Raw genomic sequence first — 25,902 nt, forward strand, 5'->3', positions numbered from 1 at the left:
TTAGATTTGATTTGATTGACTTGATTTGATTCGATTCCCCGGGCAAAAAGAAAAGCGCCCGAAGGCGCTCTGTTAAAGGCTGGTCTGCTTTTTCTCCTGATACTTGGCATAGAAGTGGTGGGCGATGTAGCAGAAGATGACGAAAGGAATCGTCGCGTACAAGGCTACCCTCTGGGAAGGGTCAAACCAGATCAAAAGGCAGGAGGCCAGGCTGGCGATAAAGGCAAACCAAGGCGTGAAGGGATAGAGAGGAGTCTTGAACTTGAGCTCGCCTTCCGTATGCCCTTCTTTCAGCCACTTCTGCCGGAACTTGAGCTGGCACAGGGCGATCGCCATCCAGACGAAGACCACCGCCAAGCCGGAGATGGAAACCAGGACCAGGTAGATCGTGTCAGCCGCGTAGACGCTGGTCAAAAGGGAGAAGACCCCGCCCAGCATGCTTACCAGCAAGGCGACAGCCGGGATTCCTCTTTTGTTGGTCTTGGCGAAAACAACCGGGATAGTTCCCTCATTGCCCAAGGACCAGAGCATTCTGGTTGAGGCGTAGAGGCCGGAATTGCCGGCGGAGATGATGGCCGTCAAAACGACGAAGTTCATCAAATCGCTGGCAAAAGGAATCCCCATCATGTTAAAGACGTGGACGAAGGGACTTTCGGTAACGCCGGCCTGCTTGTAGGGGATAAGGCAGGCCATGATGAAGATGGAACCGATAAAGAAGATGATCAGCCGCCATAAAGTGGTGTGGATGGCCTTAGGCAGGGTCTTTTCCGGCTCCTTGGCTTCCCCGGCCGTGATCCCGATCAGTTCTGTTCCTGAGAAGGCGAAGTTGACCGTGAGCATGGTGGTAAAAACTCCACCAAAACCAGTCGGAAACCAGCCGTCTTTAGTCAGGTTGGTCAAGCCTGGCGCCCCCTGGCTGCCTTTTAAAGGAATAACCCCAACGACTGCCAGTCCCCCTAAAATGATAAAAGCGACGATGGCGGTTACCTTGACGGCCGCGAACCAAAACTCGCTTTCAGCGAAAATCTTGACCGAGAAGAAGTTGGAGAGGAAAATCAAAATCATGAAAACCAGGCTCCAGATCCAGACGGGGACGCTTGGAAACCAGTGCCGCATGATGATCCCCGCCGCGGTGAACTCGCTGCCCAGGGCAATAGTCCAGGTCAGCCAGTAGAGAATGGCGACCGTGAAGCCGGTGGCCGGGTTAAGCAGATTTTTAGCGTAAACGTGGAAGGAACCCGTGTAGGGCATGGCCACTGACAATTCACCTAAGCAGAGCATGACGGCGTAAACCAGGATTGCCCCGAAGAAATAGGCAATAATCGTGCCAATTGGGCCAGCCTGGCTGATGGTATAGCCCGAGCTTAAGAAGAGACCGGTCCCGATGACCCCGCCCAGGGAGATCATCTGAATGTGCCGGGCCTCCATCTTCCGCTCGAGGTGGTCGACTTTTTCTTGTTGAGCCATAAAAATACCTCTTCAAAACAGATTAGTTTTTTATTAAAATAAACAGTAACATGATAGCACATGATGGAGGAAAAAACGATGGCAGATTTACCAACTCTTCTGGCCCAAGGCCCGGTGACTTTGGATGGGTCCATGTCCACGCCCTTAGAAGCCTGGGGCGAAGACACCAATTCTGACCTCTGGACCGCCCGGGCCCTACAGGACAACCCCGACCTGGTCTACCGGGTCCACCAGGAGTACTTCAAGGCCGGTGCCCGGGTTACGATCACCGACAGCTACCAGGCCAGCCTGCCGGCCTTCATGAAGCACGGATTAAGTGAGGACGCGGCTCGCGCCCTAATCAGGAAGTCAGCTGCCATAGCCATTAAAGCCAGAGACGACTTTGAGAAAGAGACCGGCATCCATAACTACGTGGCCGGTTCAGTCGGCCCTTACGGGGCCTACCTGGCTGACGGCAGTGAATACCGGGGGGACTACGGCTTAAGCCATGAGAAATACGTGGACTTCCATGCCCCGCGAATTGAAGAACTGGTTGCCGGCGGGGTGGACTGCCTGGCCATTGAGACCCAGCCCAAGCTGAGCGAAGTCAGAGCCATTCTGGACTATCTGGCGGCTAATTACCCGGGCCTGCCGGTCTACGTCAGCTTTTCCTTAAAAGACCCGGCCACTATCAGCGAGGGCCTGCCTTTAGCTGAAGCGGTCCAGGAAGTTGGCAGCTATCCTCAAGTCTTCGCGGCCGGAGCCAACTGCTTCAAGCTGGCCTGGACTGTCGATGTGGTGAAAAATCTCCGCGCTTCCAAATTGCCAATCGTCGTTTACCCTAATTCCGGGGCGGAATACGATCCTTCTGTTAAAAAGTGGGTCTATCCGCCAGAAGCCGCGGACTTTGGCCAGGCAGGGAGTGACTGGCTGGCTGCCGGGGCAAAACTGGTCGGGGGATGCTGCACGACGATGCCGGAAGATATCGCCGGGCTTGCCGCCGCGGTCAAAAAGGTTTATACTGCTTTTTAAAATATTTCTAATCTTAGATTCATCAGCTTTTTGAGCAGAGAAAGCAGGTTAAACAATGGCAGTTGAAAGAGTAAAAGATTTTTTCAAAGATACTGACGTTAAGGTAATTGAACTTCCCGAGTCTTCAGCCACCGTGGCTTTGGCCGCCCAGGCTCTGGATACCGAACCGGACCAGATCGCCAAGACCCTGTCCTTTTTGGTCGACGATGCCCCGATCTTAGTCGTTATGGCGGGGGAAGCCAGGACTGACAACCACAAGTACAAGGCCGCCTTCCACAAGAAGGCCAAGATGATTCCTTTTGACCAGGTGGAAGACTATATCGGTCACGCTCCAGGCGGGGTTTGCCCCTTTGCCGTTAAGCCAGGCGTCAAGGTCTACTTGGACGAGTCCCTCAAGCGCCACGCCGAGGTCTACCCGGCAGCCGGCTCGAGCAACAGCGCTGTCCGCTTGACTATCCCGGCTCTGGAAAAATACTCCGACTACACGGCCTGGGTAGACGTGACCAAGACAGCTTAAAAGAAATAAGAAACAGAGAAACAAAAAACGCGAACCGGCTGGTTCGCGTTCTCTGTGATGTGAAAAATTACACTGATAACAATAACAATTTACCACAGATAAAGTTCAGCGTTTGGTGTGACGCTCAACCTAATCGTAATTTTTTCATCTTTATGATAATACTTTCATTTTATCTCGTAAAGTACTAAGGGTGCTTTTTTTAAAAATACTTGGAAAATAGGGGACTTTTGAGGAAAAACGATGGCAGATTTAAGCAAGCTGCGAGAGCAAATCGACCAGGCGGATCAAGACCTGGTCAAGGCTCTGGTTAAAAGGTACGACCTGGTCATGGAAGTTGGCCGGCTCAAGCGGGAAAAGGGGCAGGCGGTTTTTGACCCGAAAAGAGAAGCGCAGGTTTTAGACAAGGTGACGGGCCTGGCCCAGCGGCCGGAATATGAAGCAGCCTTAAGGGCGGTCTACCAGGAGATTATGGACCAGGCCAAGCGGCTGGAAGAGGACTTTTAACCGGCAAAAATGGTAAAATAGGCTCTTAGGTATCGTTGGTAGATTAGGAGCCGAGTAAACGATGGATTTAGGGTTAAGAGTCAAGAAGATCAATGATTTGATGGCCAAAAGGGGCAACTGCGAGCTCAAGAAGCTGGGCTTGACCTTCTCACAGTTTCACTGCCTGGTTTATCTGGACAAATGTGAAGGCCGCCAGGCGCCTTTAAAGCAGCTGGAAAACCACTTTGAAGTGGCCCAGGCCACCATGGCCGGGATTGTCGGCCGCCTGGAAGGCAAGGGCTATGTCAGAAGCCATCTGGCTGAATGCGACAAGCGGGTGAAGATCGTCTGCTTGACCGAGGAAGGCCGGCAGATCTGCATGAGCGCTAAAAAAGGGATGCACAAGCTGCAAGAAAAGGTGGAGCAGCTCTACAGCCGGCAGGAATTAAGCCAGCTGGAAAAGTACCTGGACCGTTTGTATGAGCTTTTGGCTGAGGAAGACCGCGAAGCAAGTGAGGAAAAAGATGACCAATAAGAAAATTTTGCTGCTGTCGACTGGGGGGACAATCGCGTCCGTAGCGTCAGAAGAGGGGCTGATTCCAGGCCAGTCAGGGGCGGAGCTGCTCCATACCCTGGGCGGTCTGCCTTATGAAGTCGAGGTCAAGGACATTTTGTCTTTGGACTCTTCCAATATCCAGCCGGAAGAGTGGGCTTTTATCGCCGAACAGATTTACAAATTGCGCCGGGGCTTTGATGGCATTGTTGTCTCCCACGGGACTGACACAATGGCTTACACGGCGTCTATGCTCACATTTATGCTGCAAGGGATCGACCTGCCGGTTGTTTTAACCGGGAGCCAGGTGCCCATGCAGGCCATCTTAAGCGACGCGCCAGACAACCTCCGGGTTGCTTTTGCCGCGGCAGCAACCTGCAAGCCGGGGATCTATATTGCCTTTAACCGGCAGATCATGCGGGGCTGCCGCTGCGTTAAGATCCGGACGACCGGTTTTGACGCCTTCAAGAGCATCAATGTCGACCCGGTAGCCATGGTGACCTCAGACGGCATCGACATTAAGCACAAGGACTTTGAATACGTGCCAAGTGAGCACGCCATCTGCACTTTGAACACCAAGGTGGAGACCCAGGTGGCCATGATCAAGCTTTTCCCTGGCTTTGACCCGGCCGTTTTGAGCGCCATGGTTGACAGCGGGGTCAAGGGGATCGTCATCGAAGCCTATGGCCTCGGCGGCATGAACTACATGCGGCGGAACATGGTTAAGGCGATTGGCGAGATCATCAAGCGGGGAGTGCCCGTGGTGGCCTGCAGCCAGTGCCTGTACGAACGGACTGACCTGACCAAGTACGAGGTTGGCCGGGCAGCCATGCTGGAAGGGGCGATCAGCGGCCGGGACATGACCAGTGAAAGTGCCGTGACCAAGCTGATGTGGGCCCTGGGCCAGGGGATGGACTTGACTGACGTCCGGGCCTTTTTCAACAAGGATATTGCCGGTGAGGTAACCATCACCGATTAAGCTGCTGTAAAGCAGCTTTTTTATTTTCTCTTTCCATTTCCTTTTCCATTTTGCTTTTCTTTTCGCTCTTAAAAACGCTATTATGGTGGTAGAAAGATGATGAGTCAGGAGGAAAAAATGATGATCAAATTGATTGCCAGCGACTTAGATGAGACCTTGCTTGGGCCGGGCAACCGGGTAGTGGAGGAAAACCTGCGGGCTATTAAAAAGTGCCAGGAACTGGGCATCAAGTTCGTGCCCGCTACAGGCCGGGGCTTTTACTCATTAAAGCAGACCTTGGCAGAACTGGGGCAGACGGACCAGGCCGGCCAGTACACGATTTGTTACAACGGCGGGGCGGTTTTTGAAAACAAGGGGCCACGCTTGATCTCTTTTACGGGGATGGACGCTGATTTGGTCGAGGAAATCTTCAAGCGGGGGCAGAAACTGGGCCTGGGGATGCACATCTACACCGAAGACCGGGTCTACGGCTATGCCTTGACGCAGGAAGAGATCGACTTTTGCAAGGGGCGGGCGACTTTCTTCGCGCTGCCGGGCGGAGACCTGACTGCTTTGAGAAAAAGCGGGGCCAGGTTTGCCAAGATTCTCTACGTCAACCCGGACTTTGAGCAGCTGAAGAAGCTGCGCGGGAACCTGACGGATCTGGAGGCAGTCAGCGAGATGAGCTTTTCATCCAACCGCTATCTGGAATTCAACCCGCCCAAGGTGAACAAGGGGCTGGGCCTGAAGACTTTATGCGCTGAGCTGGGCTGTCAGCTGGATGAGACCATGGCCATCGGCGACAGCTTCAACGACCTGCCCATGATCCGGGCCGCCGGCACCGGCGTCGGAGTGGCCAACGTCAGCCCGGAGATGCGGGGAGAATGCGACCGGATCACGGAAAAGACCTTTGACCAGGGAGCGGTCGCGGAAGCGATTGAGCGCTGGGTTTTGCCGGATTATGAGTGAGGCGGCCATGGAAAAAATCATGCTGATAGAAGATGATCCGCAGATCATCGAAAACATCGCGGCCAGCTTGAAAAAGTGGCAGTACCAGGTCGTTACGGTCAAAAATTGGCAGCAGGTGGCCCGGGAAACCGAGCAGGCGCGGCCAGCCTTGATCCTGTGCGACATCACCCTGCCCAGTTTTGACGGCTTTTACTGGATCCAGGAGATCCGCCGGGTCACCGACGCACCCTTGATCGTGATTAGCGCGGCTGATATCGATGCCAATGTGATGCACGCCGTTTCAGCCGGGGCGGACGATTACCTAATGAAGCCTTTTTCCGCGACGGTTCTGGTGGCCAAGATTCAAGCGCTTCTCAGGCGGCGGGGCCGGCGCGGCGAGCAGCAGACTTTTGCCGGGGCGACCTTCAACAGCCTGACCGGGGACCTGACCAAAGATGGGCAGACCGTCCAGCTGACCCCGACGGAAGGAGCCATGCTGCAGATCTTCCTGCAGCGGGGGCAGGCGACGGTTTCCAAGCAGGAAATCCTGGAACTGCTCTGGCAGGGCGGCAAGTACCTCAATGAAAACACGCTCAACGTAAACATTTCCCGCCTGCGGGCCAAGCTGGCCCAGCTGGGCCTGAGCGGCTGCCTGATTACGGAAAGGGGGATCGGCTACCGGTTTGAATACTAAGCTTTTTTGGCGGAAATTCTTCCAGAAGCAGGCGGCGCTTTTGGTCATGTATGTCCTGCTCTTGCTGCTGGCCTGGCTGATCAGCCTGCTGTACGGCCAGCCGGCGGCCATGGCGGGCGATTTGCTCCGCTACAGCCTGCCTTTTCTGCTCATATATCTGGCGGCTGACTTCTTCTGGTGCCGCAAGCAGGTCAAGCAGATCGCGGACTGGGACGGGACCGGCGGCCAGGCAGCGGTTAGTCCGGGCGAAACGGCCTTTGAAGAAAAGGCGCGGCTGCTGGCCAGCCGGCACCGGCAGGATCTGGCGGCCAAGGAGCTGGAAGAAAAGGAAGCCGTTGAACAGATGGAGCTGCTGGCTCATGAAATCAAGAACTCCCTGACCGAACTGACGAGCCTGTGCAGCCAGGGCGATCAAGTGCCCAGCGCCAAGCTCCGCCAGCCCCTGGTCCAGGCTGACTACCAGCTCAACCTGCTCTTGAACGGGCAGCGGCTGGCGGCCAGCCAGCACGACTTTGACTTCGAGTGGGTCAACTTGGCCAGCCTGGTCAACGAAGTTTTGCGGCAGAACATGGCCAGCTTTTTGGAGAAAAAGACGGTTCCGCGGCTGGAAATGGAGCCGGTGGCCCTGTTAACCGACCGCAAGTGGCTCCGCTTCATTATCCAGCAGTATTTAAGCAATGCCTTGAAATACGGGACCGGGCCGGAAATCGTCATTTCCTTTCAAGGCCAGACTTTGACGGTTCACAACCAGGGCCCGGAAATAAGGCCGGCTGACTTGGTCCGGGTTTTTGACAAGGGCTTTACCGGCGTCAACGGCCACCGCAGCCAGCAGTCGACCGGGATGGGCCTGTATTTCGTCAAACAGGCGGCCGGCCAGTTGGGCCTCAGCGCCCGGCTGGCTTCAGAAAACGGCGGCGTCAGTGCCCGGCTGACTTTCCCCGGCGACCGGGTCAAGTACCTTACAAAATCGTAAGCTTCTTCGCATTTCCGTAAGTAGGAAAGGGCGGGGAAGCTTTTTATAATGGTATTAGTCAATGAAAGGGGAAAAACGATGACGCTTTTAAAATTGAATCATGTAAAAAAAGTCTACAATGAAAAGTCAGCCAATGCCGTAACGGCCCTCAAGGACGTTTCCTTCACTGTTGAAAGAGGCGAGTATGTCGCGATCATGGGGGAATCCGGAGCCGGCAAAAGCACGCTCTTGAACATCATGGCCACTTTGGACCAGGCCAGCAGCGGCCAGGCAATTCTGGGCGAGCAGAACTTGAACGAGCTGAAGCCCGACGACGCGGCGCGCTTCCGCCGGGAGCACCTGGGCTTTGTCTTCCAGGACTTCAACCTGCTCGACAGCCTCTCCAACCGGGACAATATTTTCCTGCCGCTGGTTCTGGCCAAGCAGCCGGTCTCTGAAATGGAGCGGCGCTTGCAAGACCTGGCGCCGAAATTGGGGATCGAGCAGCTGCTGGACCGTTTTCCGGTAGAAATTTCCGGCGGCCAGCGCCAGCGCATCGCCGTGGCCCGGTCCTTGATCACCCGGCCGGACCTGCTTTTGGCCGATGAGCCGACCGGGGCGCTGGATTCAGCGACCTCGCGGCAACTGCTGGGCTTGTTTGATGAAGTCAACGGGCAGGGGCAGACGATCATCATGGTGACTCACTCCACGGCCGCGGCCAGTTACGCTAACCGGACCCTCTTCATCAAAGACGGGCGGATCTACCATGAGCTCTTCAGGGGTGACCTGGACCAGCGCGGCTACCAGGAGCGGATCAACCAGGCCATGCTGGCTTTGACGGGCGGTGATGACGATGCTGCGTAAACTTGTCGAATCCAACCTGCGCCGCAACCGCCGCTTGTATCTGCCTTACCTTTTGTCGGCGGCCGTTCTGGGCTCGCTTAACTACATCATCTGGGCCATGCTGGCCAACCGCAGCTTGATGAAGCAAAGCGCGGGCGCGATGACAGCCGTTATGCTCAACCTGGGTCAGACCTTCGTCTTGCTTTTGACGGTCGCCTTCATGCTTTACGCCAGCAGCTTCATCGCCAAGCAGCGCGAGCAAGAGATGGGCCTTTACAGCATGCTGGGGATGACCAGCCGGGATCTGACCCGCCTGCTGGCGCTGGAGCAGCTTTTTCTGGCCGCGGCCAGCTGGCTGGGCAGCGTCCTTTTAGGGGGCATTTTTGAAAAAATCGCCTTCCAGGGCTACGCGCGCCTGCTGCAGATCTCCGGCATCAAGGAAAGCTGGTTCTCGCCAGCGGCCGCCGGGAAAACTGCCCTGCTTTTGGCCGGCATCTACCTCTTCTTGCTCATCCTGGGCAGCATCCGCTTGAAGAAGATGACGCCCAAGCAGCTTTGGCAGGCCGGGAAAAAGCCGGTCAAGATCAAGCACCGGACCCCGTACTTCTTCGGTTTGCTGGGGGCTGTCCTGCTGGGCAGCGGCTATTACCAGGCCTTGACCACCAAGCCGACGATGACGGCCTTTACCCGCTTCATGACGGCGGTAGTCCTGGTCGTTGCCGGCAGCTACCTGGTCTTCATTTCCGGCAGCATCGTTTTGCTGAAGTTTTTGCAAAAAAGAAAGAGCTACTATTACCGGCCGAAGCACTTCATCGCCGTTTCGGGCCTGCTGCAGCGGATGCAGGCCAACGGGGCGGGGCTGGCTTCAATCTGCCTGATGGTCAGCGCGGTCATGGTCGTTTTGTTTGGCTCCATCAGTGCCTACAGCGGCGAGAAAGCCACTTTGGCCAACTGGAATCCGACCGATGTCGTCTTGATCAAGCAGAGCCCGTTTACTTCCAAGGACCGGGCCAGCATCCAAAAGATCGGCAGCGAGCACCAGGCGCGGACCGGGCAGGTTTATGACTTCTACAGCAGCCGGCCGTGGTATGGCTACATTTCTGGCGGCAAGTTCACTGGCAAGCAGATCATCAGCCGCAGTAGCGACACGACCTTGATCATGATGGACCAGGCCAGCTATGAAAAGCTCAGCGGCCAGAAGGTCAAGCTGCGGGCCAATGAGGCGCTGGCAATTTCGAAGACGAAGAAACTGCCAGGCCGGCTGACCGTTCTCAACCGGAATTACCGGATCAAGCCGGTCAGCAGCTACCGCTGGTCATTCAATCCTGAACGCGCGATTTTTGAGCCGGTCTGGTTGATCGTCAAGTCCTTGCCGGCAGCCAGCGGGCGGACTTACTACTACGCCTACAACTACCGCCTGCGGGACAACCAGGAGCAAAAGCGGATCAAGTATGAAAGGGCCCTGTCCGGCATTTCCTTTAAGATCTACGCTTCCTCTTACACCACCAGCTCCTCCCTGCTTACGGCAGTCATGGGCGGCCTGATCATGGCCGGGATGATGATCAGCATAGCCTTGATCTTGACCACGGCGGTGATCATCTACTTCAAGCAGATCACGGAAGCTTACGCTGACCGGCAGCGGTTCATTACCATGGAGCAGGTGGGACTGAGCCAGAAGGAAAGCGTGCAGGCCATTCACTCCCAGGTGCTCATGATTTTCTTCTTCCCGCTGCTGGGCGGGATCGTGAACCTGTTGATCGCCGCGCCCGCCGTCTCCGCCGTTTTGTCGGAACTGGGCGTCTACGACCGCTCCCTGCTTTTGCGGGTAGGGGGCCTGGTAACTTTGGCCGTCTTCGCCTTCTACCTGCTGATCTACGCGATCACCACGCGGGTTTACCGGCGGATCGTCAACGAATAGGGGGAAAAATTTCCCCGTCAGCTGTCAACTTTTTCCCGGGAATGATATAATTAGTTCGCTATTTATAGCAAAATAAGCAGTCAGCGATTATATTTTTTCGGGAGTAAAAAATGCCAAAGCGAATTAATTTGCCAGACGGCCAGCAGGCTGTCGAATCTACCAAGGGCTTCTTCGGGGAGTTCAAGGCCTTTATCTCTAAGGGCAACGTGATGGATATGGCCGTCGGTATCATCATCGGCGGTGCTTTCACCACCATCGTCAAGTCCCTGGTAAGTGACATCATCAGTCCTCTTTTAGGTTTGGTCGGCGGGATGAATTTTGACCAGTTCTCACTGAAATTTGCCGGGGTGACCCTGGCTTACGGGAAGTTCTTGACCGCGGTCATCAACTTCTTGATGATGGCCTTCGTCCTGTTCTTGATCGTCAAGGCCTTCAACCGGGCCGGGTCCTTGATCAAGAAGGAAGAGGAAGCTGAAGAAGAAGCAACGACCAAGGTCTGCCCTTACTGCAAGAGCGAGATCGATATCGAAGCCAGCCGTTGCCCGATGTGTACGTCACAATTGGAAGAAAAACTGGCTGAACAATAAAATAAAAGGCAAAAGAAAACGAAGCTGCTCGAGCAACTTCGTTTTTTGCTTATTCAATTGAACTGGTGACTTACTTAAGCTTGTGGTCCTTGATCATCTTGGCCTGTAGGTCAGCCAGGGCAGGAGTCAGGTAGACCGGGTAGCGGTCCGGGTTAAGCAGTCTTTGAGTTTCTTCTGGCAGTTCAGCCAGCTTTTCGTACATGTGCTTTTGGATCTTGAAGGTGTCGGTTTCGATTGACTTGGCCTTTGGGCCGACAACGACCTGGGTCAAGAGGACGGCGTCGAAGTCCTTCAAGTCAGCTTCAGTTTCAGTCATCATTGGGTCCATGTTAATGCCGGTGAATTCTTCTGGCAATTCTTCATCAGCCAGGGCGATGACGTCCGCGAAGGCGTTCTTGGTCCCCTTGTGGTAGAGGCGGTAGGCCTTCTTTTCACCAGGCAGGGTGACCTTTTCCTTGGAGTTGGACAGCTTGATCTTTGGCTGCCATTCCCCGTCGCCAATCTTCAAAGCAGCCAGCTTGAAGACCCCGCTCAGAACTGGTGAGCTAGAGCTGGTGATCAATTGTTCACCAACGCCGAAGCTGTCAAGCGGAGCGCCTTCTTGGAGAAGCGAGTGGATGACGTTTTCGTTCAAGGCGTTGGAAGCGGTGATGGTTGCTTCCGGGAAACCGGCGTCGTCCATCATCTTGCGGGCCTTGCGGGACAACTTAGCGATGTCGCCGGAGTCGATCCGGATACCGAACTTCTTGTGACCCTTGGCGCGGAGCTGCTTGAAGACCTTGATGGCGTTAGGTACGCCGCTGGTTAAGACGTCGTAAGTGTCGACCAAAAGCAGGGCATTGTCCGGGTAGACTTCAGCCCACTTTTCGAAGGCTTCAAGTTCAGTTGGGTAGCTTTGAACCCAGGCGTGGGCCATGGTGCCGGCAACTGGAATGTTGTACTTGGCTGCTGACAAGACGTTGCTGGTTGACCCGCAGCCGCCGATAACGGCAGCTCTGGCGCCAAGAACGGAAGCGTCTGGCCCTTGTGCCCGGCGGGCACCAAATTCCATGACTGGCCGGCCAGCGGCGGCCAGGTTGATCCGGCGGGACTTGGTGGCGATCAGGGACTGGTGGTTGATCAGGTTCAAAACGAAGGTTTCCAGCAATTGGCATTGAATCAGCGGCCCCTTGACCGTCAGGATTGGCACCCGCGGGAAGACCGGGGTGCCTTCTGGAATCGCGTAAACGACGCAGTCGAAGGTCATGGTTTCCAGGTAGGAAATGAATTCATCGCTGAAGAGCTTGAGGGACTTCAAGTAGTCGATGTCTTCCTTGGTGTAGTGGAAGCCCCGCAGCTGTTCAACGACTTGTTCCAGGCCGGCGGAGACGACGAAGCTGCCGTTGTCCGGAACAGTCCGGTAAAAGACGTCGAAGACGGCTTCGGTATCTCTAGGCAGGGTTTCAAAGTAGCCGTTTGCCATTGAGAATTCGTACAGGTCGGTAATTAACGCGTGTGATAAAGACATAGTGTAAAAATCTGCTTTCTCAAAAATATAACTGTTAAAAGTAAAAATAAAAACTTAAACGGTAAAGGTTAGTCGACGACTTCAGCGCCCAGGCAGGACTTGAAGTGGTTCAGTGCCCATTCCTGTCCCGCGTCGTTTAAAGCAGCAACTGCCTTTTCGTGCACCGTGATGTCGTAGCCATGGTTGTAGGCGTCCATGGCGGTGTGCAGGACGCAGATGTCCGTGCAGACCCCGGCCAGGTGAACCCGGCGAACCTGGCGCTCACGGAGGAACAGGTCCAGGCCGGTAGCGCAGAAGGCAGAGTAGCGTGACTTGTCCAAGACAAGGACGTGCTCGTCGTCTTGATGTTTATTATACCAAGTTTGCAGGGGACCGTAGAACTCCCGGCCCCAAGTATTTGGCAGGTTGTGCGGCGGGAAGAGCTTGGTTTCCGGGTGGTAGGGGTTGCCCTTAAAGTGCTTGTCGGTTGGCAGGATGACCCACTTGCCGGCGGACAAAAACTGGTCGGCCAAGCTGACGATCTGGTCAGCCAGGGCTTGAGCAGGTGCCCCGCAGGTCAGGGCGCCTTTGTCATCTACAAAGTCATTGGTATAGTCAATGATCAAGAGTGCTTCATTTTCCATCTTTTTCTTCCTTTTTGTTAAAAGTATAACTTACCTAAAACAGGATAAAAATAAAAAGTAAAATAAACTTTTACTCGCTTGACGTAAACTTTACTCCATAAAAGATTATTTTGCAAGTTTTCTCAGACAATTTACGAGGAATAAACAATTTTTAACCGGGGAAAACGGAACTTTCTTTATAAAAGCCGGGCTAAGATCTATAATTAGGGGTGAAAAGCAGGATAATTATTGATAAAGAAAGAGTGTAAAAAATGAAGAAGAACAGGAAAAATTTGGCCCTGCTTCTGCTGGCGACAAGCTTGCTTGCCGGTTGCGCGGGCCAAAGTCAAAGTGAGCAGCAGTCTAGTCAATCCAGCCAGGCTAAGAGCGAGAAGAAGGCGGAAAATAAGGCCAGCTCTAAGTCGGCGGCTAAATCTGCGGCCAGTTCTGCCGTTAGTTCAGCAAAATCCTCCTCAAGCCAGGCCAACTCTAAGTCCGCGGCTTCCAGCAGCCAAAGTCAAAGTACAAGTACAGACACAAACCGGATAGGGACTTTAACTAGTCAATTAAGGGTCAAGCTGCCGGGGATGCTTTTGCCCGCGGCTGACGGCTTAGGCCAGGGCAGCAGCAACTTGAATATCCGCTACACCAGCTCAAGCAGCCAGAATGTTGTCTACTACAGCGTCGGAAATAGCCCGCTGGCCTTAAACGACAGCCGGATTGCCAGTGAAAAGCCATATGCCGTTTTAACGGAAAATAAGAATGTGGCTGACGCCAGCAGCTTAATCAATTACCAAGAGCCCAAGACCGGCCTGCCGGTAGTTAAGATTGCTGGTAACGTGACTGGGACAGAAGAAGGGGCGGCTGGGTCGACTTATCTGCAGTTCAACCAGGGCCAGTGGTCCTTTGTCGTCCGGGCAAGCAATGTCCAGGGGCAAAAGCCGCTGCCAACGGCGCAAAAGCTGCTATCGCTCTACCAGCAATATGGCCTGCCGGATGTGACGGCAAAGTCCAGCGTACAGGTTGATGTTGGTGAAAGCCTGGGTTCTTTGAACACGGTAATCACCTGGGCCAAAGGATCCAGCGTTTACCAGCTCAAGGCCCACAGCACGGAGACCGCCTTTAAGATGCTTAAGAGCCTTAGCTAAGCTTTAAAAGCAGATAAGTAGCAATAGCCCAGAGGATAAAGCCGGTAAGGACTGCTAAATAGAAGTAGGACTTGCGGACTTTGTGGTGAAAGAGCAGCATGCCCAGGCCGGACCCGGCAGGGGCCAGCAGGCCGCAAGTAAGCAGCAGCCGTTCGGGGATGCGCCAGGCGTGCATCCGGGCTTTAGCCTTGTCGATGCCGTAGAGGGCAAAGGCGATTAAGTTGATAAGCAGCAGGCTGCTTTGCCAAAAGTGATTCATGTCGTCTCCTAGTTATTTTTAATAGAATTAGAGGCCACCTTGCTTAGGCAGGGTGGCTTTTTGCAAAATAAAAGCAAGGCAGTTAGCCTTGCTTGTCGTTAGCCTTGCCCCAGAGGATATTGTTTTGCGTTTTCTTAAGGCGATAGATCTTTGGGGGCCGCCCGCTCTTGTGGTAATTTTTTTGCACGCCCAGCTCGGTAAAGAGGGAGCCGTGGGTTTTGCGGAAGTTGGAGTTGTCGATCTCATCGACTGTAGTCTGGAAGAAGGGGGCGTAGACCTCGCGGGCTTCGCGGAGGGTGAATTCGGGGCCAAGGATCTGCAGGATGCTGGGCTGGTAGTCCAGTTTGTTGCGGATGCGCTGGATGGCCACGGCGATGATTTCGTCATGGTCAAAGGCCAGGGCGTGGGAATTTTCCGCTAATTCAAAGGTCAGGTCCTTGTCAGCGGAAAAAAGCTCATACTTGTGGCCGAAATTTTCAAAGGCGAACCAGGCAACATCGCTGGCTCCGTAACCGGGCCGCAGGTTTGGCATGGCGGGCAGGTAGGTCATGTAGGTTAGGGCCAGGGCCCGCTCGCCGGGCGTCCGGTGGGGGGAGGTAAAGGTGGCCAGCTGCTCGGTGGAAGATTCCGGCAGGTTAAGGCCGATCTTTTCTTTGATCAAACGGACGGCAGCTTGGTCGGCGCTTTCGTTTTCCCGAAGGAGGGTTTCCGGCAGGGCCCAGCGGTCCGCGAAAGGTTCGTCCTTGCGCTTGACTAAAAGCAGCTGAACCCGGTGGGTTTCCTTGTTAAAGCTCCAGATCAGGTTGGTGATGGTGATCAAGGGGCGTTCGACTATCTTTTCTAATTCAGGCATCAAAACGGCTCCTTTCAGTTTTATTACTATTATATCATTGCTGGGAGGATTAGCTGGATGCGGAAGAGGGATGAAAAGATGTGCAGCTTTTTGAAAGAATAATCAACTTCCCTCTTCCACTGATTACAAACAGTGCTAGAATGTAAGCGAAAAAACATTGTTTGATTTTTCATTTATAGGAGGGCTGTACGATGTTTTTTAACAAGAAAGAAAACGAAGCAGAAGAAGCATTTAAGAAGCAATTGGAAACTGTCGCAAATGACCCGGCAGTCAAGGCAAACGCGGCTTTGAGCAAGCTGCTTGAAGCAGCTGTTAAGAAGGCTGAAAAGTCAGAATCAATCCGCTCAATTGCGTCTAACCTGGACACTCAATTGCGGTCTAACTTCGCTGAAAACGAACTGCCAAAGGCCGTTACTAGCTTGCAACTGGACTTGGCCCGCTACTCTGCAGTTGGTGCTAATGGCGTAGTTCTGAAGTAATCTACTGAAAACTTAATCATATTAAAATAAGTGCTGCTGAAGCTTGGTATTCCTTCTTCAACAGCACTTATTAATTTATTTTGAACAAAAAGTGAAAAAAGAGCTACGCTTTGCTCATGATTGGTGCTACAATTGTCGCAAATGATACAGCGTAGTGTTAGCTGTAGTAATCTTTTTTCATAGACTTATGGGAGGAGAAGTAATATGACTATTACAAAAAAGGTAAGCAAAATACTACTATTTAGCTTTGGATTAATTGAGATTTTACTTAATTGTAAAACAGTGAATGCAGCTACCAATGCTGATAGCTCCACAGAGGTTGTTGCAAACTATGAGTTGTCTTCGATTCCTGCAGATACTTTAAAAGAAATGAAAGAAATAGCCAAAGAAGATAGTCTTGTTGATTTTATACAAAAAGGGAATACGGTTACTGTGGAAATATTATTTCCGAACGACAAGGATATAAGAAAAGATGGGACAACGGTAAAAACACCGTTTACAACTTCTTTTATCAGACTACCATCACAGCCTAAACCAAAAGTTATAGACTTTAAGTCTTGGATTGGCTCAATGGATAAGGATAATGGTCAGTCTTCTGTCAGATCAGGAACCATGTTTATCGCTGTTCCTTCGAGCGGTGGTGGATATTCGGGCCAAAATAATGGTGATCGAGTAAAAACTGGTGCACATGTGCATTGTAATAGATTTAATGGGCCGAATAGTGACCATAGATATTGGAAGAAGACAGATCCGCGATCCTGGACAGATTTCTATAGAAGTGACTGCTATTACCATTGGAGTAAATATGGTTGTTCAGATCTAGGGACAATGACTAAGTGCGATGGGCTTGATAGACGCGGAAAAGGCGTTAAAGATTGCTCCTCGTGGTCTGGTGACCCAAAACACAAGAATTGGCCAAAGACTTGTTGGTATCGTTAAAGAAAGGAAGATGATTACGTATGTACCAAGCTTCACGACTTCCACTTTGGGAACGTGTTTTCCATATTGTCGGTGACAGCACGATTATCTGGTTGTGGCACCACCTCTTAATCGTGGCTCTAGGCCTTTTAACCTTGCTTGGCTTGGTGATCTATCTGGTTGTCAGTGGCATCCGGCAAAAAAACGTCGCTAAAGCTGTCTGGCCAGTCATCATTTTCTGTTCCTGCCTGAGCCTGGTCTACTTTGCCATGAGCTGCGCGATTATGGACTAAAATAGAAAAAGAAAAGTGCTGCTAAAGCCTAAATATCCGGCTTTGGCGGCACTTTTTTCTGTTATCTATAGTTTGTTTAGGCATAAATAATACCCCCAAAATTGAAATATGATTTTGGGGGTATGTCAATTTAGGTTACAATTCTTGTTTGATTAACGAGATAACATATTCAAGCCTCGTCCCGCATTCTCTGTGAGTAAATCCAGGTAGTACATTAACTTTGAATTTCTTCATGAATGGTAGCACTAAAAATTGCTGATAGGGAACTCTTGAATCTCTAGAGCCGTTTATAAAAATAGTTTGAGTATTTATTTTATTGTCCCGACATAGAGCGTAAAAATCAAGTGCATTTTCTGAAAGATAGTCCTTAAGCCAAGACCGCTCAGATGAAAACAACTCTTGATAATCAATACTGGTAAACGCACTTATCGCTATAATTTTTCTGAATATATATTCGGCTGCAAACAGACTGGCTAGGTACCCGCCGTAGCTTTCTCCTAGTAAAATCATTTCTGTATTTGGATGTTCTCTTTTATACTTCAAAAAATACTCTTTTAAAAATTGGTAATCACTAATGCCACCGTTGCCATAAATAATGGGGTAGTTTAGCAAAATAAAATTCCGTTGTTCATTGTAGAGCATTGTTGCGAAAGGGTCTTCTTGCCAATTCCTAAGGGTAAAAAAAGGACCTCCATGCAGATAAAAATAGACTTTCTCACAGTCACGACAGAAAATATATTCGACCATTTTTCGCATACTATCTTTCAGCCAGACTTAATGGCATTCTACGTAAAATTATCTGGGCAAAAATAATCATTATAATTGTAAGTGCTAGAGCAATCAATAAATCTTTAATGTCAAATATGCCAAAGGCTACAGTTCTAAGTGCCTTTAATTGGTAGGATAGCGGATTGATATAGGCCAACACTTTAATGATCAGTGGTGAATTATCGCTGAAGACATAAAGCGTTGGCGCGGCATATGCAACTGGTGAAAAGATTAGGGTCATAATGATATCGCGTTGCTGATAGGAAGAAATCCGCGTGCTAATAACGATTCCCAAAGTGGACCAGAACTCAAGTGAGATGATTAATACAAGCAGAGATAGTAACAATAATCCTAAATTGTACACACCACCTGTAGCAAGTCCAAGAACAATCAATACAGCGCTTTGAAATATGAGACCGGCAATTGGGAAGAAGCTCATTCCAGTCAAGTAGTGCCATGGCTGAACACCATTCGTAAATTTAATAGCTAGTAAACCATATTCTTTATCAACTGTCGCCCGGTACATCGCTTGCGACATCTGAGTGGTCATGAAGAAACTCAAAACACCGGTCAATGCATACTGCTTGTAGGGCAAAATTAGTGATTCGTAGTGAACGGAAGCTAAATTTTGATTCAATGCCATGACCAACAAGCCGTAAGTAATAAGCGGTTGCATGAACATTGATAAGAGCAAGCCTTTATTATGCACGAAAGCCCGCCACTCATTGTTGGCGACAATTCTGATCGACCGTAATCCTAAAGATATATTTCTAAAATGTTGCGGATTCATTTTTCTATCGCCTTCCGTTCGTTAAGGTATTTTTCTCGCAAACTCGTACCACTGTCCAAAAAATCAGTAAGTGGACCAAAGTATTTTTGTTCATGATCGTCTAAGAAAAGAACGTGACTCGCGTAGCTTTCCAGCAGAGTTAAGTCATGTGAAGAAGTTAATACAATACTTCCGGCATCAACTTTTTGCTTTAAGTAGGTAAATAAGTTTTCCGAAGTTTCCACATCGAGCCCGGTTGTGGGCTCATCTAGTATATAGACTTGTGGCTCACGAGCAATTTCTCTGGCGATTTGTACTCGTTGCTGCTGGCCACCAGAAATATGATCAACCGGCTTAGCACTTAAATCACTAATATCCAAGAGTTTTAAGGCCTGCTTGGTTGCTTTTTGGGCTTCCTTGGGCTTAAAGCCGGCGAGAAGCGGTCCTTGATACACATTGTCATAGACACTGGTATACCAATCGATCAGCTGGCTTTGGGGACTGAAGCCAACATCGTTGAAAGGATTAACCCGATCAGTTTTCAGTTTCCATGAAATTTGACCTGACACTGGTGGAATGACGCCAATCAAGCTGTTAATCAAGGTGGATTTCCCAGCACCGTTAGCTCCAATTAAAGCGATAAACATTCCTTTATCTAGGTAGAAAGATAAATCGTGAACAACGACTTTATCTTTATAACCAATATTTAAATTATTAGCACTAATCATTGTTTATTTCCTTAAAGTTAGACCGATTTTATGCAAAGTTAGATTGATTATGTTTTTAATAAATGATAAAGTTGTTTCATGAAAAACTAATGCAAAGCACATTTTAGAGAGGAGACATACTTATGTCAATAGAATTCCAAAAATTAATTCAAAAACTTCAGAGTGATCCAATTACTATTGGTAATTTTTTAGCAGATCCAGAGGAATTTTTAAAGTCCACAAAGTTAACAAATCAAGAAAAGAAGACCCTCCTTGCTAGAGATGTAGAGGCACTAAATGACTTAGGTCTTACAACAGGTCAAGCAGTAGGTGCTTTGTCTGGAGCCCACAGCCAACGATGCCCAACTAATCATCCTGCAAGAGGTTAAAAAAATAGATTATATCAAGAGATCGCCGGATGAGAGACTAAAAAAATATTTTAGCCGCTTTATTAAAAGCTATACTAATGAAAAAGACGTCAGTATTGGTTCAGCATCATATTATTTATATTCAAGGTTTATAATTGAGTCGTATAAACTCTCTGTCGAGAACAGATATAGTATTTCGGAAATAGCTAGAAAATTAAAGCAAGCTAATTTTGAGAAAGCAGTAGTAAATTATTTAGTTGTTCGCTATTTAGATGGAATGTACTTGTTGGCTCAGCTTCAATCTAAGGAAGAAAAATTTTGGCCATGAATAAAGAAGATATTGCAATTCAATTTGAATTGTTGCTCAAAGAATACTCAGTCGCTAGGTATGAAGATAGTATATGGGCCTTTCCTAATTATCCGCACCATATAAAGAGTAACTACGGATGGAAAATTCATATTAGTGCTATCCTAACGAATGCTATCCAAATTGCTCGAAAATTTTTAACTCTTAACCAAAAGTATCATTTTGATTTTAAAATTATTTCTTCCATACCGTATTTAGAGCAAATAAATATGGGCTATTTTGGGAATAGTCAAGTTGGCAAATTTATAACAATATATCCAGATCAAAGTGCAGTAACAGAGACTCTAGAACTTCTATATTATTATTTTCATGATGATGTGGGAATTCGAGTGGGCTCAGATACTTCATATAAACAAGGCCTTAATGTCTATTATAGATATGGAACTTTGCTTGATGATGTTGAGAATATTGACAAAAGAGATAAAAAATTAAAACCTAGCTCAAACGTGGAAAGAATTTATGATTATCGTCTCGAGCGTTACAATAGTCTACCCACTAGATATCTTATCTTAAAGGTAATAAAGCAAAACGGTCCTTCAGGAGTATTTTTAGCACTTGATTTACAAACTAAGGTGAAGGTAATTATTAGGTATGCAGAGAAATACTATAATGTTGAGTGTGCCGGAATTGATGAACGAGATCGGTTGATAAGCGCCAGTAGTTTGCTAGAAAAGGATTTTGTGCGAAACAGTAACTTCTTTGAAACAGTAGTAGATGCTTTTTACGTGAACGATGCTTTCTTTGTTGTTACGGAGTACGCTTCGGGCTGTAATCTTGATGAGTTAGCGAAAAGTGGGAAACTTGGCTCATATTCATTGCCAGAACGTCTTGAGATTTTTAGAAATGTTTTAAGAGGGATCTATGTATTAAATGATAATCTGATAATCTTCAGAGACTTATCCTTTAGTAATGTGATTTTATGTCCAAATCATACTATAAAAATTATCGACTTTGGGTATGCAATCTCTCTTTCTGGACTTTCCAGTTTTGCTGGCCTAACTCTTAATTCTGCAGGTACTTATGGCTTTTTTGACCCAGAAGTGGCAATTGGTAAAAAGCAGTTAGACCTGTATAGCTTAGGAAAATTCTTATATTACATTGTTTTTCCACAGTCATATTTAAACTATACGAGTAAAATAAATAGTGATTCAACATACTGGCAAATAAAAGAATATGTATCTGAATCTGAGCAGTGTCAACTGCCTAAAAGAATTGCTGAACTTTATCGTCTTTTAATCAAAGGTGAAAAGATACAGGAGTCGGATCTTAATTATTTAATACAGCACTTTCAATAATTTTTTGCTGGATATAAAAGTCTACTACAAGAAAAAATATATCATAGCATCTGACTACGCGTGGTGCTAGTTGAAGAAGTTGAGTCCATATCTCTGTAGGATGTAGCTGATATTGTAAGTTAGTACGATTATCTCGACGGTTTGTTGGAAACCGTCTGTACTTCTTGCAAGAATATTTTCAATTCCGTAGTACTTTAGTACAGAGAACACACTCTCGATCGTTCGGCGAATTGCCATTAGCTCTCTTTTGTTATGCTGCTTAGCACCTTTCATATTTTTCCGGTAAGGTGTCCACAGTATATAGCCGTTTATCTTGAGAGTATCGTGCAGCTGCTTGCCTATATAGCCTTCATCGCCTAAAATAAAGTGCCCTTCGGGATGGGTAGTGAGAATCAGCTCTTCTGCTTCTTTTGCATCGTGTATTGATGCTTGTGTGATTACATAGCCAAGAACATAACCGTCTTGAGCTACGGCAAAGTGGCCTTTAAAGCCGTAATAGTAAAACTGTTTGGTTGAGTTATAGCCAATGTTGGCAATTCCTTCAAACACTTTAGCTCTGCGGTTTCTGATTGGCTGACACAAAGGCATGGGTAGACTGTCAATGATCATGTACTGATCAGACAGATCGACTCTTGAGTTTAGTTCGTTGACGATCTGAACAGTGATGCCAAGAAGCGCTCTAGCTCTGCGATTGAAACGAGATCTGGAGAGCCCACAAAGTCCCCAACAGCGAGCAAATCTGCGCTGAGAAGATATACCTTCCTCAGCTTGCCAGACAAGTAATGCAATAATTTCGTAGTCTGGAACCTTTACCAGACTGGCATTGCGACGGTGAGTTAACCGAGATGGAGCGTACTTGTAATAAAGTTTCTTGCAGATTTTCGACAAAGTTCGAAATTCCACTTGCAAACGGTGACTATAACGTTTAATCTGTAGTTGGTTCAACATTGTAAGGACTCCTTTCTTTTTTCCAACTAGAGTCTACAATGTTGGACCTTTTTTGTTAAGAAATTGAAACTATATTTCAACTAGCACCACGCGTATCTGACTAAATTCAGATACAATCATAAGCAAAGTGCTGCTAAAGCCTAAACACCCGGCTTTAGCGGCACTTTTTTCATCCCTCCACGTAAAAAGCATGAAACATTGTAAGGCAAAAGTAACCAAAAATATTCATACAAAGGCCAAAAAGGGCCCAATTTCTTTGGTATAATAAGATAATTACAAATGTTTCACGGAGGAGTGAGTGGAATAAGATGAATACGCCACGATCACGCGAAGGTAACCTTGTCCGTTATCTCGTTTATTTTGTAGTTTTTGTTTTCACGGCCCTGGCCGACAACCTAGCCATCAAGAGCCCGTCTATCAGCATCTGGAACGTGATCCTGTTCCTGGTTCTGGCGGCCATGTGCCTGCTTTTTTACATTTACCGCTACAACCGTGAACAGCGCTTCTTCGACTCACGCTTCAACATCCCCTGGCTGAGCAGCTTCAACTTCACCTTGCTCTTAAGCTTCATAGTTGCCGCCGGCCGGATCGGGATCTCCTACCTGCAGCTCTACAAGGGCTTCCCGGCTTCTGGTCTGCAGCTGACTTACGCCTCTCATTCCACCAGTGCCTTATACTGGTTCATGATGCTGGCCAATGGGGTGGTCTTGCCAATCCTAGAAGAGTACCTCTGCACGGGTTTCTTGTTTAACTATTGGTTTAGGACTGAGAAAAAGGGCGTGGCCTACGCTGGCATAATCTGCTCGGGCCTCTTTTACGCCATCTTGACCTTCCAGTTCACTCCAGCAATCTTTGCCTTCAACTTTGCCTTTGGCATGCTTTTCGCCTGGAGCTACCTCAGCACCCAGACCATCTGGCTGCCCCTTTACCTGGCAGCCTTAAACGGGGTCTTGACGGTTGTGACCATCGCCGTTTAACTGAAGAGAGTAAAAAATAAGCGGGGCCGTGTGGCCTCGCTTATTTCTTTGCTAATTTATGGTATAAAAAAAGCGGATAGAGTGAATCGAACCCTCATCTCCAGCTTGGGAAGCTAGCGTTCTACCATTAAACTATACCCGCAAGATGTTTTAAGTATAGCATGTAAAAAAACTTTCGCCAAGTCTTTTTGGAAACTTTTTTCAAAAAGATTCTTCCGGCCCGGCGGGAGTGGTTTAATCTATTTGTTATTTTTGCTAGAATGATAATAATAACGCTGAAATAAATTGAATTAACAAGAAACCAGTACTAGTAAAGGAAAGCGAAAAATGACGAAAGAAATTATTTTGACTGGCGACCGCCCAACCGGCAAGCTGCACATCGGACACTACATCGGCTCCTTGAAGAACCGGGTCAAGCTCCAAAACACTGGCAAGTATGATTCCTACATTATGATTGCCGACACCCAGGCTTTGACTGACAACGCCCGTAACCCTGAAAAGATCCGCAACTCCTTGATCGAAGTTGCCCTGGACTACCTGGCTGTTGGCCTGGACCCGGAAAAGTCTACCATCTTTGTCCAGTCCCAAATCCCGGCCCTGTTTGAACTGACTACTGACTACATGGACCTGGTAACCCTGTCCCGGCTGGAAAGAAACCCAACTGTCAAAGCTGAAATCAAGCAAAAGGGCTTTGGCGACTCCCTGCCAGTCGGCTTCTTGACCTACCCGGTTGCCCAAGCCGCTGACATCACTGCCTTCAAGGCTACTTTGGTACCAGTTGGCGATGACCAGGAGCCAATGTTGGAACAAACCCGGGAAATCGTCCGCAGCTTCAACCGGACCTACAATGTCGACGTCTTAGTTGAACCAAAGGGCTACTTCCCGCCTAAGGGCCAGGGCCGCCTGCCAGGCTTGGACGGCAACGCCAAGATGTCCAAGTCCCTGGGCAACTGCATCTACCTGTCTGATGACGCGGAAACGGTCAAGAAGAAGGTTATGTCCATGTACACCGACCCTAACCACATCCACGTGGAAGACCCAGGCCAGGTTGAAGGCAACACCGTCTTCACTTACCTGGACGTTTTTGACCCGGACAAGGACACCGTTGCCCAACTTAAGGAAGACTACCAAAAGGGCGGGTTAGGTGACGTCAAGATCAAGCGCTACTTAAACAAGGTCCTGGAAGCTGAACTGGCTCCAATCAGAGAACGTCGTCAAAAGTACGCTGAAAACCTGGATGCCGTTTACGACATGCTCTACCAAGGGTCACAAAAGGCCAACCAGGTGGCTGACCAGACCCTGCAGGAAGTCCGTGACGCGATCGGCTTCAACTACTTCAAGAACCGAGGCTAATATGACGCGCAAGCGAATTCCCTGGAAACAGTACTTTATGATGCAGGCCCTGGTCATCGCCCAGCGGTCAACCTGTGACCGGGCCCTGGTCGGCAGCGTCCTGGTCAAGGACAAGCGGATCCTCAGCACCGGCTACAACGGGTCAGTTTCCGGCCAGGACCACTGCGATGACGTGGGTCACCAGCTGGTCGACGGCCACTGCGTGCGGACGATTCACTCTGAGATGAACAGTCTGATTTCCTGCGCGAAAAACGGGGTCTCAACCGACAACACGGAAATCTACGTGACCCACTTCCCGTGCTACAACTGCACTAAGCACCTGCTGCAGGCCGGGGTGACCAAGATCAACTATTACTATGATTATCACGACAGTCCTTTGGCCATTCAGCTGCTGCGTGATAGTGGAGTACCTTATGAACAAATTAAGCTTGACCGCCAATTCGTCGAAGAACTGGCACACAAACTTGAAGACGGCAGCGACTAGGCTGGCCTGGCTCCTGGCCTTAGTCTGCCTTTTTCCCCTGGTAACCGGGGCCAGCAGCTTTTTCGTCCAGGACAATGCCGGCATCATCAATTCCGATACCCGGAAAATGGTTGACCAAAAGAATGCCAAGTACCAAAAGTCTGACCAGCACCCGATCGTGATCGTTGAGACCCTGCAGGATGCCAAAAAGACCCAGCCAGATGGCCTGAGCAAGGCAACCAGAACCCTCTATATCGTGATCAACGTGCAAAAAGACGGGACCAAGAAGGCCTACCTTTACAGCAGCAGCGATCTGCACAGTCAGTTCACGGCCCAGGTCCGGTCCAATATCCTCAGCCACACGGCTTCCAAGATCACGGCTGATGACCCGATCGCCTTCAATGAAGGGGTGCAGGAGCTCTTCAAGATTTCCGTGACCTTGATTGACCAGAGCCTTGGCTTTAAAAAGGACTCCCTTGACCTGTCCAGCGAAGAAGTGAACCGGGTAATTAAGCCGGCTGACCTCAGGGTTCCGATCATGTGCGCCTTACTTGTTTTGATCGTGGCCGTGATCATTTTCCTCCGCTATACGATAAGACGGCAGGCAAGAAAGTAAGACTTTTTCACAGAAAAAACTAAATAACAAGGTAAATTTTACACAAAAGTGGTTTACAAGCTTGCTTTAAGCGTGTATAGTCTTTTATGTAAAGTTGAAAAGAGAGCAAATGAACTGTTAGGTGAGACTCCTACGTGAACACACGCTATCGCCCAGAAACATCCAGAGATGCCAACGGGTTAAATAGAAATTGTCGAAATAAGGCACTTTCCAGGTAGCTAGCATGTGCTTACGTCACGTAGTGTTAAAGCTGAGCGATTAGTCAATAGCGTGGCCTTATT

General features: G+C 49.3%; 30 protein-coding genes, 1 tRNA gene and 1 riboswitch. Of the genes, 21 read left to right on the forward strand and 10 right to left on the reverse strand.

The window, feature by feature from the left end:
* Positions 1-72 precede the first annotated feature (72 nt).
* Positions 73-1,467: an amino acid permease gene (locus ACYVUT_RS01560; protein ID WP_484499768.1), complete on the reverse strand. Its 1,395-nt coding sequence runs from the start codon at positions 1,465-1,467 to the stop codon at positions 73-75.
* A 78-nt stretch (positions 1,468-1,545) separates the two neighbouring features.
* Here ACYVUT_RS01560 and mmuM point away from each other — a divergent pair, with 78 nt between their 5' ends.
* The 11 genes from mmuM to mscL all read left to right on the forward strand — a co-directional run bounded on the left by mmuM (position 1,546) and on the right by mscL (position 10,931).
* Positions 1,546-2,478: a homocysteine S-methyltransferase gene (gene mmuM / locus ACYVUT_RS01565; RefSeq protein WP_484499769.1), complete on the forward strand. Its 933-nt coding sequence runs from the start codon at positions 1,546-1,548 to the stop codon at positions 2,476-2,478.
* A gap of 55 nt (positions 2,479-2,533) precedes the next feature.
* The gene (locus tag ACYVUT_RS01570) at positions 2,534-2,995 is read left to right on the forward strand and encodes a YbaK/EbsC family protein (protein ID WP_484501394.1); all 462 of its coding nucleotides are present in this window, start codon (positions 2,534-2,536) and stop codon (positions 2,993-2,995) included.
* Between the two features lie 240 nt (positions 2,996-3,235).
* On the forward strand, positions 3,236-3,499 hold the full coding sequence (locus ACYVUT_RS01575; protein WP_484499770.1) for a chorismate mutase: 264 nt from the start codon (positions 3,236-3,238) through the stop codon (positions 3,497-3,499).
* Between the two features lie 61 nt (positions 3,500-3,560).
* On the forward strand, positions 3,561-4,013 hold the full coding sequence (locus tag ACYVUT_RS01580) for a MarR family winged helix-turn-helix transcriptional regulator (protein ID WP_484501395.1): 453 nt from the start codon (positions 3,561-3,563) through the stop codon (positions 4,011-4,013).
* Positions 4,003-5,010, forward strand: coding sequence for an asparaginase (locus ACYVUT_RS01585; protein ID WP_484501396.1), 1,008 nt, complete (start codon positions 4,003-4,005; stop codon positions 5,008-5,010). Before ACYVUT_RS01580 ends, ACYVUT_RS01585 begins: the two co-directional genes overlap by 11 nt.
* 117 nt (positions 5,011-5,127) lie before the next feature.
* Positions 5,128-5,958, forward strand: a complete 831-nt coding sequence (locus ACYVUT_RS01590) for an HAD family hydrolase (RefSeq protein WP_484501397.1) — start codon at positions 5,128-5,130, stop codon at positions 5,956-5,958.
* Positions 5,959-5,965: 7 nt separating this feature from the next.
* Positions 5,966-6,631 (forward strand): response regulator transcription factor, encoded by a 666-nt coding sequence (locus tag ACYVUT_RS01595; protein ID WP_484501398.1) that lies wholly within the window; start codon positions 5,966-5,968, stop codon positions 6,629-6,631.
* Positions 6,621-7,604 (forward strand): ATP-binding protein, encoded by a 984-nt coding sequence (locus tag ACYVUT_RS01600; protein ID WP_484501399.1) that lies wholly within the window; start codon positions 6,621-6,623, stop codon positions 7,602-7,604. Before ACYVUT_RS01595 ends, ACYVUT_RS01600 begins: the two co-directional genes overlap by 11 nt.
* A 78-nt stretch (positions 7,605-7,682) precedes the next feature.
* On the forward strand, positions 7,683-8,447 hold the full coding sequence (locus ACYVUT_RS01605; protein ID WP_484501400.1) for an ABC transporter ATP-binding protein: 765 nt from the start codon (positions 7,683-7,685) through the stop codon (positions 8,445-8,447).
* Positions 8,437-10,344: an ABC transporter permease gene (locus ACYVUT_RS01610; RefSeq protein ID WP_484501401.1), complete on the forward strand. Its 1,908-nt coding sequence runs from the start codon at positions 8,437-8,439 to the stop codon at positions 10,342-10,344. Before ACYVUT_RS01605 ends, ACYVUT_RS01610 begins: the two co-directional genes overlap by 11 nt.
* A gap of 110 nt (positions 10,345-10,454) precedes the next feature.
* Positions 10,455-10,931 carry a large conductance mechanosensitive channel protein MscL gene (gene mscL, locus ACYVUT_RS01615; protein WP_439776017.1) on the forward strand — a complete coding sequence of 159 codons (477 nt, stop codon included), beginning with the start codon at positions 10,455-10,457 and terminating at the stop codon, positions 10,929-10,931.
* A 70-nt stretch (positions 10,932-11,001) separates the two neighbouring features.
* Here the strand turns inward: mscL and ACYVUT_RS01620 are convergent, their stop codons facing one another.
* Positions 11,002-12,438, reverse strand: coding sequence for a nicotinate phosphoribosyltransferase (locus ACYVUT_RS01620; RefSeq protein ID WP_439776018.1), 1,437 nt, complete (start codon positions 12,436-12,438; stop codon positions 11,002-11,004).
* A 68-nt stretch (positions 12,439-12,506) separates the two neighbouring features.
* Positions 12,507-13,061 carry a cysteine hydrolase family protein gene (locus ACYVUT_RS01625; RefSeq protein ID WP_439776019.1) on the reverse strand — a complete coding sequence of 185 codons (555 nt, stop codon included), beginning with the start codon at positions 13,059-13,061 and terminating at the stop codon, positions 12,507-12,509.
* Between the two features lie 251 nt (positions 13,062-13,312).
* Between ACYVUT_RS01625 and ACYVUT_RS01630 the strand changes: the two genes are divergently transcribed.
* A complete protein-coding gene (locus tag ACYVUT_RS01630) occupies positions 13,313-14,188 on the forward strand; it encodes a hypothetical protein (RefSeq protein ID WP_484501402.1) in 876 nt (291 codons plus the stop codon).
* Here the strand turns inward: ACYVUT_RS01630 and ACYVUT_RS01635 are convergent.
* Positions 14,181-14,447: a DUF1294 domain-containing protein gene (locus ACYVUT_RS01635; protein WP_484499776.1), complete on the reverse strand. Its 267-nt coding sequence runs from the start codon at positions 14,445-14,447 to the stop codon at positions 14,181-14,183. The genes ACYVUT_RS01630 and ACYVUT_RS01635 overlap by 8 nt on opposite strands.
* Positions 14,448-14,529: 82 nt before the next feature.
* Positions 14,530-15,300: an NUDIX hydrolase gene (locus ACYVUT_RS01640; protein ID WP_484501403.1), complete on the reverse strand. Its 771-nt coding sequence runs from the start codon at positions 15,298-15,300 to the stop codon at positions 14,530-14,532.
* A gap of 191 nt (positions 15,301-15,491) precedes the next feature.
* Here ACYVUT_RS01640 and ACYVUT_RS01645 point away from each other — a divergent pair, with 191 nt between their 5' ends.
* The 3 genes from ACYVUT_RS01645 (at position 15,492) to ACYVUT_RS01655 (ending at position 16,990) form a co-directional block, all read left to right on the forward strand.
* Positions 15,492-15,779 (forward strand): bacteriocin immunity protein, encoded by a 288-nt coding sequence (locus ACYVUT_RS01645; protein ID WP_050952047.1) that lies wholly within the window; start codon positions 15,492-15,494, stop codon positions 15,777-15,779.
* A 204-nt stretch (positions 15,780-15,983) separates the two neighbouring features.
* Positions 15,984-16,718: a hypothetical protein gene (locus ACYVUT_RS01650; RefSeq protein WP_439776023.1), complete on the forward strand. Its 735-nt coding sequence runs from the start codon at positions 15,984-15,986 to the stop codon at positions 16,716-16,718.
* A gap of 20 nt (positions 16,719-16,738) precedes the next feature.
* Positions 16,739-16,990, forward strand: coding sequence for a hypothetical protein (locus ACYVUT_RS01655; RefSeq protein ID WP_439776024.1), 252 nt, complete (start codon positions 16,739-16,741; stop codon positions 16,988-16,990).
* 135 nt (positions 16,991-17,125) lie between these two features.
* Here the strand turns inward: ACYVUT_RS01655 and ACYVUT_RS01660 are convergent, their stop codons facing one another.
* The 3 genes from ACYVUT_RS01660 to ACYVUT_RS01670 all read right to left on the reverse strand — a co-directional run bounded on the left by ACYVUT_RS01660 (position 17,126) and on the right by ACYVUT_RS01670 (position 19,255).
* Positions 17,126-17,632, reverse strand: a complete 507-nt coding sequence (locus ACYVUT_RS01660) for an alpha/beta hydrolase family protein (protein WP_484499273.1) — start codon at positions 17,630-17,632, stop codon at positions 17,126-17,128.
* 115 nt (positions 17,633-17,747) lie between these two features.
* Entirely contained in the window at positions 17,748-18,548 is an 801-nt protein-coding gene (locus ACYVUT_RS01665; protein ID WP_439776026.1) for an ABC transporter permease, read from the reverse strand.
* Positions 18,545-19,255 carry a metal ABC transporter ATP-binding protein gene (locus ACYVUT_RS01670; RefSeq protein ID WP_439776027.1) on the reverse strand — a complete coding sequence of 237 codons (711 nt, stop codon included), beginning with the start codon at positions 19,253-19,255 and terminating at the stop codon, positions 18,545-18,547. Before ACYVUT_RS01670 ends, ACYVUT_RS01665 begins: the two co-directional genes overlap by 4 nt.
* Positions 19,256-19,377: 122 nt before the next feature.
* Here ACYVUT_RS01670 and ACYVUT_RS01675 point away from each other — a divergent pair, with 122 nt between their 5' ends.
* Complete coding sequence (locus tag ACYVUT_RS01675) at positions 19,378-19,623, forward strand: arginine deiminase (RefSeq protein ID WP_439776028.1); 246 nt, start codon at positions 19,378-19,380, stop codon at positions 19,621-19,623.
* 303 nt (positions 19,624-19,926) lie between these two features.
* Positions 19,927-21,264, forward strand: a complete 1,338-nt coding sequence (locus ACYVUT_RS01680) for a class III lanthionine synthetase LanKC N-terminal domain-containing protein (RefSeq protein ID WP_484499272.1) — start codon at positions 19,927-19,929, stop codon at positions 21,262-21,264.
* Between the two features lie 66 nt (positions 21,265-21,330).
* On the opposite strand, the gene ACYVUT_RS01685 is transcribed toward ACYVUT_RS01680, so the two are convergent.
* Positions 21,331-22,209, reverse strand: coding sequence for an IS982 family transposase (locus ACYVUT_RS01685; protein ID WP_484499368.1), 879 nt, complete (start codon positions 22,207-22,209; stop codon positions 21,331-21,333).
* A gap of 311 nt (positions 22,210-22,520) precedes the next feature.
* Here ACYVUT_RS01685 and ACYVUT_RS01690 point away from each other — a divergent pair, with 311 nt between their 5' ends.
* Positions 22,521-23,189 (forward strand): CPBP family intramembrane glutamic endopeptidase, encoded by a 669-nt coding sequence (locus tag ACYVUT_RS01690; protein WP_484499271.1) that lies wholly within the window; start codon positions 22,521-22,523, stop codon positions 23,187-23,189.
* A gap of 71 nt (positions 23,190-23,260) precedes the next feature.
* Here ACYVUT_RS01690 and ACYVUT_RS01695 read toward each other — a convergent pair.
* Positions 23,261-23,331, reverse strand: a tRNA-Gly gene (locus tag ACYVUT_RS01695).
* 185 nt (positions 23,332-23,516) lie between these two features.
* Here ACYVUT_RS01695 and trpS point away from each other — a divergent pair.
* The 3 genes from trpS to ACYVUT_RS01710 are packed head-to-tail and all read left to right on the forward strand — an operon-like array spanning position 23,517 to position 25,621.
* On the forward strand, positions 23,517-24,542 hold the full coding sequence (trpS, locus tag ACYVUT_RS01700; RefSeq protein ID WP_439776244.1) for a tryptophan--tRNA ligase: 1,026 nt from the start codon (positions 23,517-23,519) through the stop codon (positions 24,540-24,542).
* Position 24,543: 1 nt separating this feature from the next.
* Positions 24,544-25,026 (forward strand): deoxycytidylate deaminase, encoded by a 483-nt coding sequence (locus ACYVUT_RS01705; RefSeq protein WP_003616872.1) that lies wholly within the window; start codon positions 24,544-24,546, stop codon positions 25,024-25,026.
* Positions 25,007-25,621: a methanol dehydrogenase gene (locus ACYVUT_RS01710; protein WP_439776246.1), complete on the forward strand. Its 615-nt coding sequence runs from the start codon at positions 25,007-25,009 to the stop codon at positions 25,619-25,621. The genes ACYVUT_RS01705 and ACYVUT_RS01710 overlap by 20 nt, the downstream gene beginning before the upstream one ends.
* Positions 25,622-25,727: 106 nt before the next feature.
* Positions 25,728-25,891: riboswitch (M-box (ykoK) riboswitch) on the forward strand.
* The last annotated feature ends 11 nt before the right edge of the window (positions 25,892-25,902 follow it).

The sequence above is a fragment of the Lactobacillus sp. WILCCON 0059 genome (assembly GCF_057197985.1).